Source organism: Phenylobacterium sp., assembly GCF_030693625.1.
Classification (GTDB): Bacteria; Pseudomonadota; Alphaproteobacteria; order Caulobacterales; family Caulobacteraceae; genus Phenylobacterium; species Phenylobacterium ferrooxidans.
In genome coordinates this window covers 34,204-49,700 of record NZ_JAUYAF010000084.1, presented here as the reverse complement: position 1 = coordinate 49,700, position 15,497 = coordinate 34,204, and the positions used below count along the sequence as shown (strand labels likewise).

Below are 15,497 nucleotides of genomic sequence, written 5' to 3'. Positions count from 1 at the left end.
TTGCAACTCATTTGCAAATGATGCGGCGCGCGTGGGTTGCAGGACGGCCCGCGACCCTTTGTCGCTCATGCGAGAGCTTGGCGTCACACGTTCGGTGGGATGAGAGTGCCGTCCCGGTCATCTGACGGTGATCGGAGGCTGAAAAGGTCCTGAACGTCATGGACGTCGACGCCCTATTGCTGTCGCGGCTGCAGTTCGCCTTCACAATCGCCTTCCACATCATCTTCCCAAGCTTCACCATTGGACTGGCCAGTTACCTGGCGGTGCTCGAGGGACTGTGGCTGGGCACCCGCAACGAGGTGTTCAAAACCCTCTATCTCTTCTGGCTGAAGATCTTCGCCATCTCCTTCGGCATGGGCGTCGTCACCGGCGTCGTGCTGAGCTACGAGCTGGGCGCCAACTGGAGCGTGTTTTCCAGGGTCTCGGCCCCGGTGATCGGGCCGCTGTTCGCCTTCGAGGTGCTGACCGCCTTCTTCTTGGAGGCGAGCTTCCTGGGGATTATGCTGTTTGGCTGGAAGAAGGTCGGGCCTGGCCTGCACTTCACGGCAACGGTGCTGGTGGCCGTCGGCACGCTGATTTCGGCCTTCTGGATCATCTCGGCCAACAGCTGGATGCAGCATCCCGCCGGCTTTTCCATCCTGCCCAATGGCGACCTGATCGCCACCGATTGGTTCAAGGTGGTCTTCTCCCCCAGCTTCCCGGCGCGCTTCGCCCACATGACCCTGGCGGCCTATCTCACCACGGCCCTGGTCATCGGCGCGGCCTCGGCCTGGCGGCTGTTGAAGGCCGGCGACGAGGCGGAATCGAGGATGAGCCTGCGGATGGCCATCGGCATGTTCGCCATCGTCGCGCCGCTGCAGCTGCTGGTGGGGGATATCTCCGGCAAGAGCGTGGAGCAGTTGCAGCCGGCCAAGCTGGCGGCCATCGAGGCGTTCTGGGACACCCGGACCGAGCAGCCCTTCCACATCGCCGCCTGGCCCGATCGGGAGCTCGCGGGCAACCGCTGGGAAATCTCGATCCCCAAGCTGGGCAGCCTGATCACCGGGGGCAGCGCCGATGCGGAGATCCGCGGCCTGAAGTCCTTCGAGCCGCGGGACCGGCCGCCGGTGGCCGTGGTCTTCTGGGCGTTCCGGGTGATGGTGGGGCTGGGGATCGCGATGATCATCCTGGGCCTCTGGGGCGCCTGGCTTTGCTGGAAGTCCGCGCCGGAGCGATCCCGGCCCTATCTGATGGCCGCCGTCGCCATGGGGCCGGCGGGCTTCGTGGCGGTGATCGCGGGCTGGGTGGTGGCCGAGGTCGGCCGGCAGCCCTGGGTGATCTATGGGGTGCTGCGAACCGAGGACGCCGCCTCGCCGCTGCTGGCGGGGCAGGTCTCGCTCTCCCTGCTGGGCTTCCTGATCGTCTACGCCATCATCTTCAGCGTCGGGGTTCTCTACATTCTGCGCCTGATCGCCGAGGGGCCGGTGGCCGGATCGCATGAACTGGTGGACGAAGACCGGGCGCCGGGCACGCCGCTCGCCGCCATGCCGGAGGACCCGGGATGAGCCTCGACCTGCCGCTGATCTGGGCCGGCATTATCGCCACGGCGGTGCTGTTCTACGTGATGCTGGACGGCTTTGATTTGGGGGTCGGCATCCTGTTTCCCTTCGCCACCGAGGCGGAGCGCGATGTTATGATCGACTCGATCGCCCCGGTCTGGGACGGCAACGAGACCTGGCTGGTCCTGGGGGGCGGCGGCCTGTTCGCGGCCTTCCCCAAGGCCTATGCGGTGATCATGCCGGCCCTCTACGGCCCGATCATGCTGATGCTGCTGGGGCTGGTGATGCGCGGCGTGGCCTTCGAATTCCGGGCGCGAGGACGGGTGCGGGGGCGTGCCTTCTGGACGGCGGCCTTCGCCGGAGGGTCCATCACCGCGGCGGTGGCTCAAGGGTTTGTCCTGGGCGGCTTCATTCAGGGCGTGACCTTGCGGGACGAGGCCTTCGCCGGGGGCCCCTGGGACTGGCTGACCCCCTATACGGTGCTGGTGGTGGCCGGGATCGTGGCCGGCTACGCTCTGTTGGGCGCCACCTGGCTGGTCTGGCGCACCGAGACCGAGCTGCACGGCAAGGCTCGCCGCTGGGCCTGGATCGCCGGCCCCCTGGTGGCGGTCCTGCTGGCCGCCGTCAGCCTCGCCACCCTGCTGGTCCATCCGCGGATCGCCGTGCGCTGGGGCTTCACCGGGGAGACTTTCGATCCCGCCGCCTTCCTGCCGCTGGCCCCGATCCCGCTGCTGGGCCTTGTGGGGCTGGTCGTCGTGGCGGTGGGTCTGAGGCGGCGCTCGCACGGCTGGCCCTTCGCCGGCGCCCTGCTGGTCTTCCTGTCAGGCTACGCCGGGCTGGCGGCCGGCTTCTTCCCCAACATCGTCCCCTACGGGATGACCTTCCGCCAGGCGGCCAATGCGGAGAACGCCCTGGCCTTCATGCTCTGGGTCACGGCCTTGGTGCTGCCGGCGATCCTGGCCTATTCGGTTTGGGTCTACTGGGTCTTCCGGGGCAAGGTCACCGCCGATGCCGGGTATCATTGAACCCCCGCCAGAGCCCGGGGCGCCGCTTCCGCCGCTCTGGAAACGGCTGGCCTGGTTCGCGGGCATCGCGGCGGCCAGCACCACGGTGGTGGCGGTGGTGGCCTATGCGATGAAGGCGGTCCTGCCGAGCCACTAGCTTGCCCCTCCCCATGAAGGGGAGGGAGGGGTATGCAAAACCCATGACCCCGTCCTGCCGCCTCTATCTGATCACCCCGCCCCGCATCGATGACCTGGCTACCTTCGGCCGGTCTCTGGCCGCCGCGATGGACGCTGGCGATGTCGCCGCGGTGCAGATCCGGCTGAAGGACCAGCCGGAAGCCGAAGTGGCCGCCGCGGTCGACGTGCTCGCCCCCATCATCCAGTCGCGAGGCGCCGCCGTGATCCTCAATGACGATCCGGTCCTGGCCGCCCGACTGAAGTGCGACGGCGTCCATGTGGGCCAGGACGACATGCCGCTCGCCCAGGCGCGCAAGGTCATGGGCCCGGACGCCATGATCGGAGTGACCTGCCACGACAGCCGCCACCTGGCCATGGAGGCCGCCGAGGCCGGGGCCGACTATGTGGCCTTCGGCGCCTTCTTCCCCACCACCACCAAGGACGCGTCCACCCGCGCCGAGCCGGAGATCCTGTCCATCTGGCAGGAGGTGATGGAGACCCCCTGCGTCGCCATCGGCGGGATCACGGCGGAGAACGCCCGCGGCCTGGCCGCCGCGGGCGCCGACTTCCTGGCGGTCTCCGCGGGGGTCTGGGCTCACCCTGAAGGTCCCGCCGCCGCCGTAAGGGCGATAAATGCAGAGATCGCCCTGGGTCTGGCGGAGCGCGCCTGAGGCCTCACCTTGCCTTGAAGCCCCGGTCCCACTAGGTTCCGCGCCTCAAATTTCGCAAAGAACCCCATGTCCAAAATCAACGCCGTCTCGATCAAGCCGGGGAATATCCTGCAGCATGACGGGGGATTGTGGGTGGCCGTGAAGGTCGTGCACGTGAAGCCCGGCAAGGGCGGCGCCTTCGCCCAGTGCGAGCTGAAGAACATCGAGGACGGCCGCAAGCTGAACGAACGCTTCCGGACCTCCGACACGGTCGAGCAGGTCCACCTCGACCAAAAGGAGTATTCCTTCCTCTACGAACAGGGCGACATGCTGGTCTTCATGGACCAGGAGAATTACGAGCAGATCGAGCTGGCCAAGGACTTTGTCGGCGACGACCAGATCCGCTTCCTGCAGGACGGCATGGTGGTCAAGCTGCAGCTGTTCGAGGAACGCCCCATCAGCATCGCCCTGCCCGAGCAGGTGGTGCTCGTCATCGTCGAGGCCGACGCCGTGGTGAAGAACCAGACCGCGTCGTCCTCCTACAAGCCGGCCAAGGCGAACAACGGCATGCGCATCCTGATCCCGCCCTATATGGAGGCCGGCGAACGCGTCCTGGTCTCCACCGAGACCGGCGAATACCTGCGCAGGGCCGACTGATGTCCACCCAAACCGCTCTCCTCAAGGTCATGTCCGACGCCGCCCGCAAGGCGGCCCGTGGCCTCAACCGCGACTTCGGCGAACTGCTGGAGCTTCAGGTCTCCAAGAAAGGCGCCGCCGACTTCGTCTCCGCCGCCGACCTCAAGGCTGAGCAGACCATCTTCGAGATGCTGTCCAAGGCCCGTCCCGGCTACAGCTTCCTCGGCGAGGAACGCGGCCTGATCGAGGGCACCGACAAGACCCACACCTGGATCGTCGACCCCCTGGACGGCACCACCAACTTCCTCCACGCCATCCCCCATTTCGCCATCAACATCGCCCTGCAGCGCGAGGGGGCGATCGTCGCGGCCGTGACCTACAACCCGGTCACCAACGAGCTGTTCTGGGCCGAGAAGGGCAAGGGCTGCTTCGTCAATGACAAGCGCCTGCGCGTCGCCGCCCGCCAGCACCTGGCCGAGAGCGTTCTGGCCACCGGCATCCCCTTCCTGGGTCACGGCCAGCACGCCACCTTCCTCAAGGAACTGCACCAGATCAGCCAGCGCGTCGCTGGGGTCCGCCGCTTCGGGGCCGCGGCCCTGGACCTGGCCTTTGTGGCCGCGGGCCGCTTCGACGGCTACTGGGAGCGGGACCTCAAGCCCTGGGACCTGGCGGCGGGCCTGCTGCTGGTGAGCGAAGCCGGCGGCAAGGTGACGACCGTCGAGGGCGGCGATGACATACTGACCGCTGGCAGCATCTGCGCCGCCAACCTCGAACTGCATCCGCTGATCCGGCAGCGGCTCGCCGCGGCGGCTTGACGCAACCGTCACAGGCGCCGGCTAGATCGGAGCCATGACCCTGACCCGCCGGACCTTCGCCGTCGCGACCGCCTCGCTCGCCGCCACGCCCCTGATGGCGGCCACGCCCAGGCGGCCCATCGTCATCGCCCATCGCGGCGCCAGCGGCGAACGGCCTGAGCACACACCCGCGGCCTACCGCCTGGCTGTGGACCAGGGCTGCGACTTCATCGAGCCGGACCTGGTGCTCACCAAGGACGGCGTGCTGGTGGTGCGCCACGAGAACGAGATCGCCGGCACGACGGACGTGGCGTCACGGCCCGAGTTCGCCGGCCGCAGGACCAGCAAGGTGGTGGATGGCGAGACCATCGAGGGCTGGTTCGCCGAGGACTTCACGCTTTCCGAACTGAAGACCCTGCGGACGCGCGAGCGCTTGCCCGCCCTGCGGCCCGCCAGCGCCGCCTTCGACGGCCGCGAGGCCATCCCCACCTTCCAGGAGGTGATCGACCTGGCCAAGGCCGAGAGCCAGCGGGCGGGACGGGTGATCGGCGTCTATCCCGAGATGAAGCATCCGACCTATCTGGCCAGTGTCGGCCTGCAGATCGAGCCGCGCCTGGCCGAGGCGCTGAAGGCCAATGGGCTGAACTCCAGGACCGCCCCGGTCTTCGTCCAATGTTTCGAGACCGCGCCCCTCAAGACCTTCGCCAGGCTGTCGTCCGCCCGCCGCGTGCGGCTGGTGGGCGGCGACGCCGGGGACCTGGTGACGGCGGCGGGTCTGAAGGACATCGCCAGCTATGCCGACGGCGTCGGTCCCGACTGGTCCCTGGTGATCCCGACGGTGGACGGCGCCCTGGCCCCCGCCACCACCCTGGTGGCCGACGCCCACGCTCTGGGCCTGGCGGTGCACCCCTGGACCGTGCGGGCCGAGAACCGCTTCCTGCCCGAGACGCTGCGCCGCGGGACCGACATGGCCGCCCATGGGGTCGTGGCCGCGGTGTTCGCCGCTCTCTACGCCGCCGGAGTCGACGGGGTGTTCAGCGACTTCCCGGGCCTGGCCGCTAAGGCGCGCGGGTAGAGGTCCGCCCGGCTTCCTATTCGGCGGCCTGGCGGGTGACGCCGATCTTCGGGGCCAGCTCGCCCGAGGCGTAGCGCTTGGCCATGGCCGAGAGCGGGATCGCCTTGATGCTGGAGGCGTGGCCGGCCGCGCCGAACTCCTCGAAGCGCTGGACGCAGACCTTGCGCATGGCTTCCTTGGCGGGCTTCAGGTAGCTGCGCGGGTCGAACTCGCCGGGCTTCTCGACGAACACCTGGCGGATCGCCGCGGTGATGGCCATGCGGTTGTCGGTGTCGATGTTGATCTTGCGCACGCCGTGCTTGATGCCGCGCTGGATCTCTTCCACCGGCACGCCCCAGGTCTGGGGCATCTCGCCACCGTACTGGTTGATCAGGTCCTGCAGGTCCTGCGGCACCGAGGACGAGCCGTGCATCACCAGGTGGGTGTTGGGCAGGCGGCGGTGGATTTCCTCGATCACGCCCATGGCCAGGACGTCGCCGTCCGGCTTGCGGGTGAACTTGTAGGCGCCGTGGCTGGTGCCCATGGCGATGGCCAGCGCGTCGACCTCGGTGGCCTTCACGAAGGCCACGGCCTGGTCGGGGTCGGTCAGCAGCTGGTCATGGCCCAGCTTGCCCTCGAAACCGTGGCCGTCTTCCTTTTCGCCCATGCCGGTTTCCAGGCTGCCCAGCACCCCGAGCTCGCCCTCCACCGAGGCGCCCACCCAGTGGGCCATGTCCACGACGTTGCGGGTGACCTTGACGTTGTAGTCGTAGTCGGCGGGCGACTTGCCGTCGGCCATCAGCGAGCCGTCCATCATCACCGAGGTGAAGCCGTACTGGATCGCGGTGGCGCAGGTGGCTTCGTTGTTGCCGTGGTCCTGGTGCATGCAGATCGGGATGTGCGGGTACATCTCGGCCATGGCGTCGATCAGGTGCTTGAGCACGATGTCGTTGGCGTAGGACCGGGCGCCGCGCGAGGCCTGCATGATCACCGGCGAGTCGGTGGCCTCCGCGGCCTCCATGATCGCCAGGGCCTGTTCCATATTGTTGATGTTGAAGGCCGGCACGCCGTAGCCTTGCTCAGCGGCGTGATCCAACAGTTGTCTCAGTGTGACCCGGGCCATGTGTCCCCGCGCTCCATCAAAATCGTTAGTCTTATTGGGCCAGAGCCGCCACGCCGGGCAGCTCCTTGCCTTCCATCCATTCAAGAAACGCGCCGCCCGCCGTCGAGACGAAAGTAAAGTCGTCCGCGCAGTCGGCGACATGCAGAGCCGCGACTGTATCACCCCCGCCGGCCACCGCCACAAGCTTGCCGCTCTTGGCCAGCATGCCCGCATGCCGGGCCGCAGCCACTGTGCCCCGGTCGAAGGGGGGGATTTCGAAGACCCCCAGGGGACCGTTCCAGATCAGGGTCTTGGAATTGTCCATGGCGCGGCAGAGGCGCTCCACGGTCTCGGGACCGGCGTCGAGGATCCGCTCGTGCTCATCGACCTCGCCCAGGCCGCGCACGCGAGCCGCGGCGCCAGGCGCCAGGGTCTCGGCGACGACGATGTCCACGGGCAGGAAGAGCTTGCAGTTGTTCTGGCCAGCCAGGCGGATGATGTCGCGCGCGGTCTCGGCCAGGTCCTTCTCGCAATAGGACAGGCCCACGTCGTGGCCCTGGGCGTAGAGAAAGGTGTTGGCCATGCCGCCGCCGATCGCCAGCTTGTCCAGCCGGGTCACCAGGTTGCGCAGCAGGTCGAGCTTGCTGGAGACCTTGGAGCCGCCGACGATGCCCATTACCGGCCGCTCCGGGTGGCCCAGGGCCTTGTCCAGGGCGGTCAGCTCCAGGCGCATCTGCTCGCCCGCATAGGCCGGCAGCAGGCGGGCCAGGCCCTCCGTGGAGGCGTGCGCGCGGTGGGCGGCCGAGAAGGCGTCGTTCACATAGAGGTCGCCGTTGGCGGCCAGGGCCTGGGCGAACGCCGGATCGTTCTTTTCCTCGCCCGGATGGAAGCGGACGTTTTCCAGCAGCAGGACGCCCCCGTCCTTCGTGGCCGCGATGGCGGAGGCCGCCGCCGGACCCACGCAGTCGGGCCCGAAGGCCACGGGCGCCCCCAGCACCTTGGCCAGGGCGGGCGCGATGGGCTCCAGGCTCATGGCCGGAACCACCTTGCCCTTGGGCCGGTCAAAGTGGGCCAGCAGGATCACCTTGGCTCCGCCGGCCCGCAGCTTCTCGATGGTGGGGACCGCGGCGCGAAGGCGGGTGTCGTCGGACACCTCGCCGTCGTGCATCGGCACGTTGAAGTCCACACGGACCAGGGCGCGTCGGCCCTTCAGGTCGGCGTCGTCGAGGGTCGCGAATGCCACGGTCTGATCCCTAGATCAGTTTCGCCATGGCGATGGCGGTGTCGCTCATGCGGGTCGAGAAGCCCCACTCGTTGTCGTACCAGCTCAGCACCCGGCACAGGCCGCCGTCGACGATCTGGGTCTGGGGCAGGGCCACGGTGGACGAGGCCGGCGCGTGGTTGAAGTCGATGGAGACCAGCGGGTCCTTGGTCACCGCCAGCACGCCCTTCAGGGCGCCGCCCGCGGCGGCTTCAAAGGCGGTGTTCATGGCCTCGACCGTGGTCGACCGGGTGGGCACGAAGGTCAGGTCCACCACCGAGACATTGGGGGTGGGCACGCGGATCGAGGAGCCGTCCAGCTTGCCCTTCAGGGCCGGGATCACCAGGCCGAGCGCCTTGGCGGCGCCGGTGGAGGTGGGGATCATCGACATGGCCGCGGCGCGCCCGCGGTACAGGTCGGAGTGCATCGTATCCAGGGTCGGCTGGTCGCCGGTGTAGGAGTGGATCGTGGTCATGTAGCCACGTTCGATGCCGCAGAGTTCCTGCAGCACATGGGCGACGGGCGCCAGGCAGTTGGTGGTGCACGAGGCGTTGGAGACGATCAGGTCCTCAGCCGTCAGGGTGTCGTGGTTGACGCCATAGACGATGGTCTTGTCGGCGTCGGTGCAGGGCGCCGAGACCAGGACGCGCTTGGCGCCGGCGGCCAGGTGGGCCGCGGCCTTTTCCTTGGTGGTGAAGATGCCCGTGCACTCGAACGCGATGTCGATGCCCAGGTCCTTGTGCGGCAGCTCGGCCGGGTTGCGGATGGCGGTGACCTTGATCTTGCCGCGGCCCAGATCGATCGTGTCGCCGTCCACGGTCACCGTGCCGGGGAAGCGGCCATGCACGCTGTCGTAGCGCAGCAGGTGGGCGTTGGTCTCCACCGGCCCCAGGTCATTGATCGCCACGACTTCGATGTCCGTGCGGCCATGTTCGACGATCGAGCGCAGGATGTTCCTGCCGATGCGGCCGAACCCATTGATGGCGACGCGGACGGTCATGGAGATCTCCTCTAGAGATGAGCTTCTACTTGGATTTGGGGCCGGTTTTTCGGGCTGGGGGGCGCTAAGTCAACCCCTGGACCGATCAAGTCTCGTCGCAAAGTGTACCGAGCCGCCGATTCCCCAACGTCATCGTCGAATCGTCGGCCGAAAGCTTGGAAATACGCCCCAATAATATGATTTAGAGCCGAGGCTCACCCTAGCACCACCGAGACCCGGTCGGCGGCCAGCTTGGCGTTGGTCCGCGCCAGATCGGTGTCGCTGGCGCGGGCCAGGGCGACACCCATGCGGCGGCGCTCGAAGGCCTCGGGCTTGCCGAACAGGCGCAGATCCGCGCCGGGAACCTCCAGGGCGTGGGCCACGCCTTCGAAGGCGACGCCCTTGGCCTCCACTCCGCCATAGATCACCGCGCTGGCCCCCGGCTCGCGTAGGGTCACGTCGATGGGCAGGCCAAGGATGGCGCGGGCGTGCAGGGCGAACTCGCTCTGCACCTGGGTGGCCAGGGTCACCAGGCCGGTGTCATGGGGCCGGGGGCTGACCTCGGAGAACCACACCTCGTCGCCCTTCACGAACAGCTCGACCCCGAACAGCCCAAGCCCGCCCAGCGATCCGGTGACAACCTCGGCGATCTCGCGGGCGCGGGCGAGGGCGGCGGGGCTCATGGACTGGGGCTGCCAGCTCTCCACATAGTCGCCCTTCACCTGCCGGTGGCCGATGGGGTCGCAGAAGGCGGTCTCGATGGTCCCCTCGGGCCCCCGGTAGCGGACGGTGAGCTGGGTGATCTCGAAGTCGAAGTCCACCCGGCCCTCGACGATGACCCGGGGCTGCTCCACCCGGCCGCCCTCCAGGGCGTACTTCCAGGCCGCCGCGATCTGGTCAGGGCGCTCGACATAGGACTGACCCTTGCCTGACGAGCTCATCACCGGCTTCACGAAGCAGGGGAAGCCGGTGACACCCTCGGCCGCCGCCGCCAGTTCGGCCTCGGTGGAAGCGAAGGCGTAGGCGCTGGTGGGCAGGCCAAGCTCTTCAGCCGCCAGGCGGCGGATGCCCTCGCGGTTCATGGTCAGCTGGGCGGCCCGCGCCGTGGGGATGACGGTGGCCAGGCCCTCGGCCTCGATACGCACCAGCTCGTCGGTGGCGATGGCCTCGATCTCCGGCACGATCAGGTGCGGGCGTTCCAGCTCCACCAGGGCGCGCAGGGCGGCCGCGTCGGTCATGGCGATGACGTGGGACCGGTGCGCCACCTGCATGGCCGGCGCGTCGGCGTAGCGGTCGACCCCGATCACCTCGCAGCCTAGCCGCTGCAGCTCGATCGCCACTTCCTTGCCCAGCTCCCCGCAGCCGAGCAGCATCACCTTGACGGCGGAGGGCGAGAGCGGCGTGCCGAGGCGCATGGTGGTGATCCCTAGAGCTTGCTCTTCGCCGCAGCCGCCACGGCCTGCGCGGTGATGCCGAACTCCTTGTAGAGGCGGTCGGCCGGGGCGCTGGCGCCAAAGCCCTGCATGCCCACGAAGACCCCGTCCTCGCCGATGAACCGCTCCCAGCCGAAGCTGGCGGCGGCCTCGACGGCGACGCGGACGGTGTTTCTGGCCAGGACGCTCTCGCGATAGGCGGCCGGCTGGGCGCCGAACAGCTCCCAGCAGGGGGTGGAGACCACGCGGGTGGCGATCCCCTCGGCCTGGAGCAGCTCACGGGCCGCCATGGCGACGCCGACCTCGGTGCCCGAGGAGAAGATCGTCACCTGGGCCGGGCCATCGGCGGCCGCCAACTCATAGGCGCCCTTGGCCGACAGGTTCTCGGAAGAGGCGACAGTCCGCGCCGCCGGCGTCTTCTGCCGCGACAGGGCCATCAGGGACGGGCCGTCCTTGCGGGCGACCGCCAGCTTCCAGCACTCGGCGGTCTCCACCAGATCGGCGGGCCGGAAGACGTTCAGGCCCGGCATGGCGCGCAGGGAGGCCAGGTGCTCGATCGGCTGGTGGGTCGGGCCATCCTCGCCGACCCCGATGGAGTCGTGGGTCATGACGTGGATCACCCGGGCGCCCATGATCGCACCCAGCCGGATGGCGGGCCGGCTGTAGTCGGAGAACACCATGAAGGTGCCGGCATAGGGGATGACCCCACCGTGCAGAGCCATGCCGTTCATGGCCGCCGCCATACCGAACTCGCGGATGCCGAAATTGATGTAGCGGCCCTCATAGGCCGGCGCGTCGAAGGTCGGCGTGCCCTTCACCAGGGTGTTGTTGGAGCCGGTGAGGTCGGCCGAGCCGCCCACCATCTCCGGGATGTTGGGGAAGAGGGCGGTGAGCGCGGCGCCGGAGTGCTGGCGGGTGGCCGCGCCCGGCTTGGTCTCGACCGCCTCGGCGATCAGGGCGTCGATCTTCTCGAAGGCGTCGGCGGGTAGGTCGCCCTTCACCGCGCGCGTGAACTCGTCCCGATAGTTGGACGCCGCCAGGGTTTGCTCCCACTTGCGGCGCTGCTTGCCACCACGGCGGCCGGCGGCGCGCCATGGCTTGTAGACGTCCTCAGGCACCATGAAGGGCTCGTGCGGCCAGCCAAGCTTCTCGCGGGTGGCGGCCACCTCGTCCTTGCCCAGAGCATTGCCGTGGGTCGAGTGGCTGCCTTCCAGCGTGCCCGCGCCCTTGCCGATCTTGGTGGCGCAGGCGATCAGGCTCGGCCTGTCCTGCTTGATCGCCCAGGCCATGGCCCGGCGGATCTGGCCCATGTCATGGCCGTCGATGGCCTTCACCGCCCAGCCGGCGGCCTTGAATCGGGCGATCTGGTCGGTGGTGTCCGACAGCGAGACGTCGCCGTCGATGGTGATGGAGTTGTTGTCCCAGAGCACGGTCAGCTTCGACAGCTTCAGCCGGCCGGCGATGCCGATGGCTTCATGGCTGACGCCCTCCATCAGGTCGCCGTCGCCGCACTCGACCCAGGTGCGGTGGTCCACCAGGTCGGCGCCGAAGCGGGCGGCCATGCGGCGCTCGGCGATGGCCATGCCGACGGCGGTGGCCAGGCCCTGGCCCAGCGGGCCCGTGGTGGTCTCGACGCCGGGCGTGTGGCCCACTTCGGGGTGACCCGGGGTCTTGGAGCCCCATTGGCGCAGGGTGCGCAGCTCATCCATGCTGACCGCCTTGAACCCCGACAGGTGCAGCAGGCTGTAGAGCAGCATCGATCCGTGCCCGCCCGACAGAACGAAGCGGTCGCGGTCGGCCCAGTCGGGCTTGGTGGCGTCGTATTTCAGGAACTTGGTCCAGAGCACCGTGGCCACGTCGGCCATGCCCATCGGCATGCCCGGGTGCCCGTTTGAGGCCTGTTCGACGGCGTCCATGGAAAGGACGCGGATCGCGTCGGCCATGGTCTGGAGCGGTGCGGGCATGGGGCTTCCGGTGAGTCTGAACGGGAATTGCGGGCGGGGTCGCACGCACACAACATCGGGTCAAGGAACGTGACGGGTTCCGGCGCGAGCCTACCCCGGTCTATAGATTAACAGTCACACCTTCGGAGCGTCGAATGAACCGGGAGTCTGCGGGCGACAGCGCCCTCGACCAGGCCGCCAAGCGGCTGGATCGCGCGGTCGCCCAGCTGGAACAGCGCCTGGCCGCGCGCGCGCCGCAGGCCGGCGAGGAGCCGGGCGGCCTGTTCGACCAGGACCGCGCCAAGCTCGCCGACGAACTGGACAAGGCCCGCGCCCGCGAGCGCGCCCTGGAGGAGGCCGGGGCCGAGGCCTCCGCGGCGCTTGGCCGCGCCATCGCCGAGATCCAGGCGGCCCTGGCCGACCATGACGCGCCGGCCGAACAGCCCGTCCACGAAAGCGAAGAGGTCTAGGCCATGGCCCAGATGATCATCGAGGTGAACGGCCGCCCCTACACCGTCGGCTGCGAGGACGGCCAGGAACAGCACCTGATCGAGCTGGCGCGCATCTTCGACCGCCAAGTTCGCCAGGTCTCCCAGGACATGGGCCAGCTCGGCGACACCCGCCTGTTCCTGATGGGCGCCCTGCTGCTGGCCGACGAACTGGCCGACGCCAAGGCGCGGCTCGGCACGGTGCAGGCCGAACTGGCCCGTATGCAGTCCGACCAGGCCCGCATCGAGGTCCGCGCCACCCTGGCCCTCGACAACGCGGCCAAGCGCATCGAGAAGCTGGCGGCGGAGTAACACCGCTCATCCCGGCGAAGGTCGGGACTCAGGTCGGAGGTCGGGCTTCCGATCAGGATCCCGTTTGTGTGGTTCGTGAGGTTCGTGGTTCTAAGTTTTCCGGCCGCGACGCCGCAGAGGCCCACCCGATTTTCCACGAACCACACGAACCAAATGAACCAAATGAAAGGGCGCTCTCAGCGGCAGTGGAGGTATCTGGGCCCCGGCCTTCGCCGGGGTGAGCGGTGGGTTTGCTACCGCCGCCCGAACAGCCGCTCGATATCGGCCAGCTTCAGCTCCACATAGGTGGGCCGGCCGTGGTTGCACTGGCCCGAGTGGGGGGTGGCCTCCATCTGGCGGAGCAGGGCGTTCATCTCCGGCGCCGAGAGCCGCCGTCCGGCCCGCACCGAGCCGTGGCAGGCCATGGTGGAGCAGACCTCCTCCAGCCGCTCCTTCAGCGCCAGGGCCTGACCGTTCTCCGACAGGTCATCAGCGATGTCGCGCACCAGGCCGGCGACATCGGTCTCCCCCAACAGGGCCGGGGTCTCACGCACCAGGACCGCCCCGGGGCCGAAGGCCTCCACCGCAAGGCCTAGCGCCATCAGTTCGTCGGCCTTGGCCACCACGCGCTCGGCCTCGGCGGGATCGAGCTCCACCACCTCGGGCAGGAGCAGGGCCTGGCGGGAAACCCCGCCGCCGGCCATCTCCACCTTCATCCGCTCATAGACCAGCCGCTCATGGGCGGCGTGCTGGTCGACGATCACCACCCCATCGCGGGTCTGGGCGACGATATAGGTCTCGTGCACCTGGGCGCGGGCGGCTCCCAGGGGGAAGTCCACCGGATCAAACACCACTGAGGCGGCAGGCGCCTCGTGCAGGCCGGGGCCCGGTGAATAGCTGCCGGGCTCGTATTCAACCTCCGACCGCGCCGAGATCTCGGTGAGACCCGGGATCGCCTGGGCCGCCGCCTGCACCCAGCCGCCCATGCGCCAGGCCGAGAAGCCCTCCGCCGAGGGTTGCGGCGCGTAGCCGGGCCTAAAGCCGCTCAACGCCTCGCTGGCCACCGAGGTCGAGGCGCGGTGTCCGGCGCCGGCCAGGACGTGGCGCAGGCCCGAGACGATCAGGCCGCGCACCATGGCCGGGTCGCGGAACCGCACCTCGGCCTTGGCGGGGTGGACGTTCACATCCACCTGGCTGGGGTCGAGCTCCAGATAGAGCGCCACCAGGGGATGGCGGTCGCGGGCCAGGAAGTCGGCATAGGCCCCGCGTAGGGCGCCCTGCAGCAGCCGGTCTCGCACCGGACGGCCGTTGACGAACAGGTACTGATGGGCCGAGTTGCCGCGATTGTAGGTGGGCAGGCCGGCGAACCCCGAGAGGCGGATATTGTCCCGCTCCTGGTCGATGGCCAGCGCATTGTCCTGGAACTCCCGGCCCATGATCGAGGCCAGGCGCGCCAGGCGGCCGTCCGGCCCCTTGCTCTCGGCCGGCAGGCGCAGGGTGCGGCGGCCGTCGAGGTCCAGGGCGAAGGAGACGGCCTCATGGGCCATGGCCTGGCGCTTGATCTCCTCGGCGATGGCCATGGCCTCCGAACGCTCGGACTTCATGAACTTCAGCCGGGCTGGGGTGGCGTAGAACAGGTCGCGCACCTCCACCCGCGCCCCATGCGGGCCGGGGAAGCCGGAGGGGGACACCGCCCCCATGGCGCCGCCCTCCACCAGGATCGAATGCGCTTCGGTGACTCCGCGGGCGCGGGACGAGATGGACAGCCGCGCCACCGAGCCAATCGAGGGCAGGGCCTCGCCCCGGAAGCCCAGGGTGTGGATGTGCAGCAGGTCATAGTCCCCGGCGTCGTCAGGGCTGAGCTTGGAGGTGGCGTGGCGCTCGATGGCGAGCGGCAGCTGGTCGGCCGCCAGGCCATCGCCGTCGTCGGCCACCAGGATGCGGGTCAGGCCGCCGCCGTCGGCCTGGACCTCGACGCTGCGCGCCCCGGCGTCCAGCGCGTTCTCCACCAGCTCCTTGACCGCGCTGGCAGGCCGCTCCACCACCTCGCCGGCGGCGATGCGGTTCACGGTCTCGGGCGGCAGTCTGCGGATGGTCATTTTAGAGCCCAGGTCCTCGGACTGGATATATAGGACGATTCCACCGGG

At 68.9% G+C, this 15,497-nt stretch carries 15 protein-coding genes; 9 read left to right on the top strand and 6 right to left on the bottom strand.

The genetic code is table 11. From position 1 onward, the window contains the following. Positions 1 to 158 precede the first annotated feature (158 nt). The 7 genes from Q8N10_RS19360 to Q8N10_RS19330 all read left to right on the top strand — a co-directional run bounded on the left by Q8N10_RS19360 (position 159) and on the right by Q8N10_RS19330 (position 5,874). Entirely contained in the window at positions 159 to 1,544 is a 1,386-nt protein-coding gene (locus Q8N10_RS19360) for a cytochrome ubiquinol oxidase subunit I (RefSeq protein ID WP_304782794.1), read from the top strand. After that, on the top strand, positions 1,541 to 2,563 hold the full coding sequence (gene cydB / locus Q8N10_RS19355; RefSeq protein WP_304782797.1) for a cytochrome d ubiquinol oxidase subunit II: 1,023 nt from the start codon (positions 1,541 to 1,543) through the stop codon (positions 2,561 to 2,563). The genes Q8N10_RS19360 and cydB overlap by 4 nt, the downstream gene beginning before the upstream one ends. Then, positions 2,547 to 2,699: a DUF2474 domain-containing protein gene (locus Q8N10_RS19350; protein WP_304782800.1), complete on the top strand. Its 153-nt coding sequence runs from the start codon at positions 2,547 to 2,549 to the stop codon at positions 2,697 to 2,699. Before cydB ends, Q8N10_RS19350 begins: the two co-directional genes overlap by 17 nt. 43 nt (positions 2,700 to 2,742) lie before the next feature. Beyond that, positions 2,743 to 3,390: a thiamine phosphate synthase gene (gene thiE, locus Q8N10_RS19345; protein WP_304782802.1), complete on the top strand. Its 648-nt coding sequence runs from the start codon at positions 2,743 to 2,745 to the stop codon at positions 3,388 to 3,390. Positions 3,391 to 3,456: 66 nt separating this feature from the next. Next, a complete protein-coding gene (gene efp / locus Q8N10_RS19340) occupies positions 3,457 to 4,026 on the top strand; it encodes an elongation factor P (protein ID WP_304782806.1) in 570 nt (189 codons plus the stop codon). Beyond that, complete coding sequence (locus Q8N10_RS19335) at positions 4,026 to 4,820, top strand: inositol monophosphatase family protein (RefSeq protein ID WP_304782809.1); 795 nt, start codon at positions 4,026 to 4,028, stop codon at positions 4,818 to 4,820. Before efp ends, Q8N10_RS19335 begins: the two co-directional genes overlap by 1 nt. Before the next feature lie 34 nt (positions 4,821 to 4,854). Next, entirely contained in the window at positions 4,855 to 5,874 is a 1,020-nt protein-coding gene (locus tag Q8N10_RS19330) for a glycerophosphodiester phosphodiesterase (RefSeq protein WP_304782811.1), read from the top strand. 16 nt (positions 5,875 to 5,890) lie between these two features. Here the strand turns inward: Q8N10_RS19330 and fba are convergent, their stop codons facing one another. The 5 genes from fba to tkt all read right to left on the bottom strand — a co-directional run bounded on the left by fba (position 5,891) and on the right by tkt (position 12,592). Then, on the bottom strand, positions 5,891 to 6,976 hold the full coding sequence (gene fba, locus Q8N10_RS19325) for a class II fructose-bisphosphate aldolase (RefSeq protein WP_304782814.1): 1,086 nt from the start codon (positions 6,974 to 6,976) through the stop codon (positions 5,891 to 5,893). A 31-nt stretch (positions 6,977 to 7,007) separates the two neighbouring features. Next, the gene (pgk, locus tag Q8N10_RS19320) at positions 7,008 to 8,198 is read right to left on the bottom strand and encodes a phosphoglycerate kinase (RefSeq protein WP_304782817.1); all 1,191 of its coding nucleotides are present in this window, start codon (positions 8,196 to 8,198) and stop codon (positions 7,008 to 7,010) included. A gap of 10 nt (positions 8,199 to 8,208) precedes the next feature. Next, complete coding sequence (gene gap, locus Q8N10_RS19315) at positions 8,209 to 9,216, bottom strand: type I glyceraldehyde-3-phosphate dehydrogenase (RefSeq protein WP_304782820.1); 1,008 nt, start codon at positions 9,214 to 9,216, stop codon at positions 8,209 to 8,211. 194 nt (positions 9,217 to 9,410) lie between these two features. After that, on the bottom strand, positions 9,411 to 10,610 hold the full coding sequence (purT, locus tag Q8N10_RS19310; protein WP_304782823.1) for a formate-dependent phosphoribosylglycinamide formyltransferase: 1,200 nt from the start codon (positions 10,608 to 10,610) through the stop codon (positions 9,411 to 9,413). Positions 10,611 to 10,621: 11 nt separating this feature from the next. Beyond that, a complete protein-coding gene (gene tkt / locus Q8N10_RS19305; RefSeq protein WP_304782826.1) occupies positions 10,622 to 12,592 on the bottom strand; it encodes a transketolase in 1,971 nt (656 codons plus the stop codon). A gap of 134 nt (positions 12,593 to 12,726) precedes the next feature. On the opposite strand from tkt, the gene Q8N10_RS19300 reads away from it, so the two are divergent. Together Q8N10_RS19300 and Q8N10_RS19295 are read left to right on the top strand one after the other, a co-directional pair. Continuing rightward, positions 12,727 to 13,041, top strand: coding sequence for a DUF4164 family protein (locus Q8N10_RS19300; RefSeq protein WP_304782829.1), 315 nt, complete (start codon positions 12,727 to 12,729; stop codon positions 13,039 to 13,041). A gap of 3 nt (positions 13,042 to 13,044) precedes the next feature. Next, complete coding sequence (locus tag Q8N10_RS19295) at positions 13,045 to 13,371, top strand: cell division protein ZapA (protein WP_293495474.1); 327 nt, start codon at positions 13,045 to 13,047, stop codon at positions 13,369 to 13,371. Between the two features lie 233 nt (positions 13,372 to 13,604). On the opposite strand, the gene mutL is transcribed toward Q8N10_RS19295, so the two are convergent. Next, positions 13,605 to 15,449 carry a DNA mismatch repair endonuclease MutL gene (gene mutL, locus Q8N10_RS19290; RefSeq protein ID WP_304782833.1) on the bottom strand — a complete coding sequence of 615 codons (1,845 nt, stop codon included), beginning with the start codon at positions 15,447 to 15,449 and terminating at the stop codon, positions 13,605 to 13,607. Positions 15,450 to 15,497 lie beyond the last annotated feature (48 nt).

Coding starts and splice junctions, on each gene's coding strand:
- cydB (WP_304782797.1), top strand. CDS start 1,541: ATGAGCCTCGACCTGCCGCTGATCTGGGCCGGCATTATCGCCACGGCG.
- tkt (WP_304782826.1), bottom strand. CDS start 12,592: ATGCCCGCACCGCTCCAGACCATGGCCGACGCGATCCGCGTCCTTTCC.
- Q8N10_RS19330 (WP_304782811.1), top strand. CDS start 4,855: ATGACCCTGACCCGCCGGACCTTCGCCGTCGCGACCGCCTCGCTCGCC.
- purT (WP_304782823.1), bottom strand. CDS start 10,610: ATGCGCCTCGGCACGCCGCTCTCGCCCTCCGCCGTCAAGGTGATGCTG.
- thiE (WP_304782802.1), top strand. CDS start 2,743: ATGACCCCGTCCTGCCGCCTCTATCTGATCACCCCGCCCCGCATCGAT.
- Q8N10_RS19300 (WP_304782829.1), top strand. CDS start 12,727: ATGAACCGGGAGTCTGCGGGCGACAGCGCCCTCGACCAGGCCGCCAAG.
- gap (WP_304782820.1), bottom strand. CDS start 9,216: ATGACCGTCCGCGTCGCCATCAATGGGTTCGGCCGCATCGGCAGGAAC.
- mutL (WP_304782833.1), bottom strand. CDS start 15,449: ATGACCATCCGCAGACTGCCGCCCGAGACCGTGAACCGCATCGCCGCC.
- Q8N10_RS19350 (WP_304782800.1), top strand. CDS start 2,547: ATGCCGGGTATCATTGAACCCCCGCCAGAGCCCGGGGCGCCGCTTCCG.
- Q8N10_RS19295 (WP_293495474.1), top strand. CDS start 13,045: ATGGCCCAGATGATCATCGAGGTGAACGGCCGCCCCTACACCGTCGGC.
- Q8N10_RS19335 (WP_304782809.1), top strand. CDS start 4,026: ATGTCCACCCAAACCGCTCTCCTCAAGGTCATGTCCGACGCCGCCCGC.
- fba (WP_304782814.1), bottom strand. CDS start 6,976: ATGGCCCGGGTCACACTGAGACAACTGTTGGATCACGCCGCTGAGCAA.
- efp (WP_304782806.1), top strand. CDS start 3,457: ATGTCCAAAATCAACGCCGTCTCGATCAAGCCGGGGAATATCCTGCAG.
- Q8N10_RS19360 (WP_304782794.1), top strand. CDS start 159: ATGGACGTCGACGCCCTATTGCTGTCGCGGCTGCAGTTCGCCTTCACA.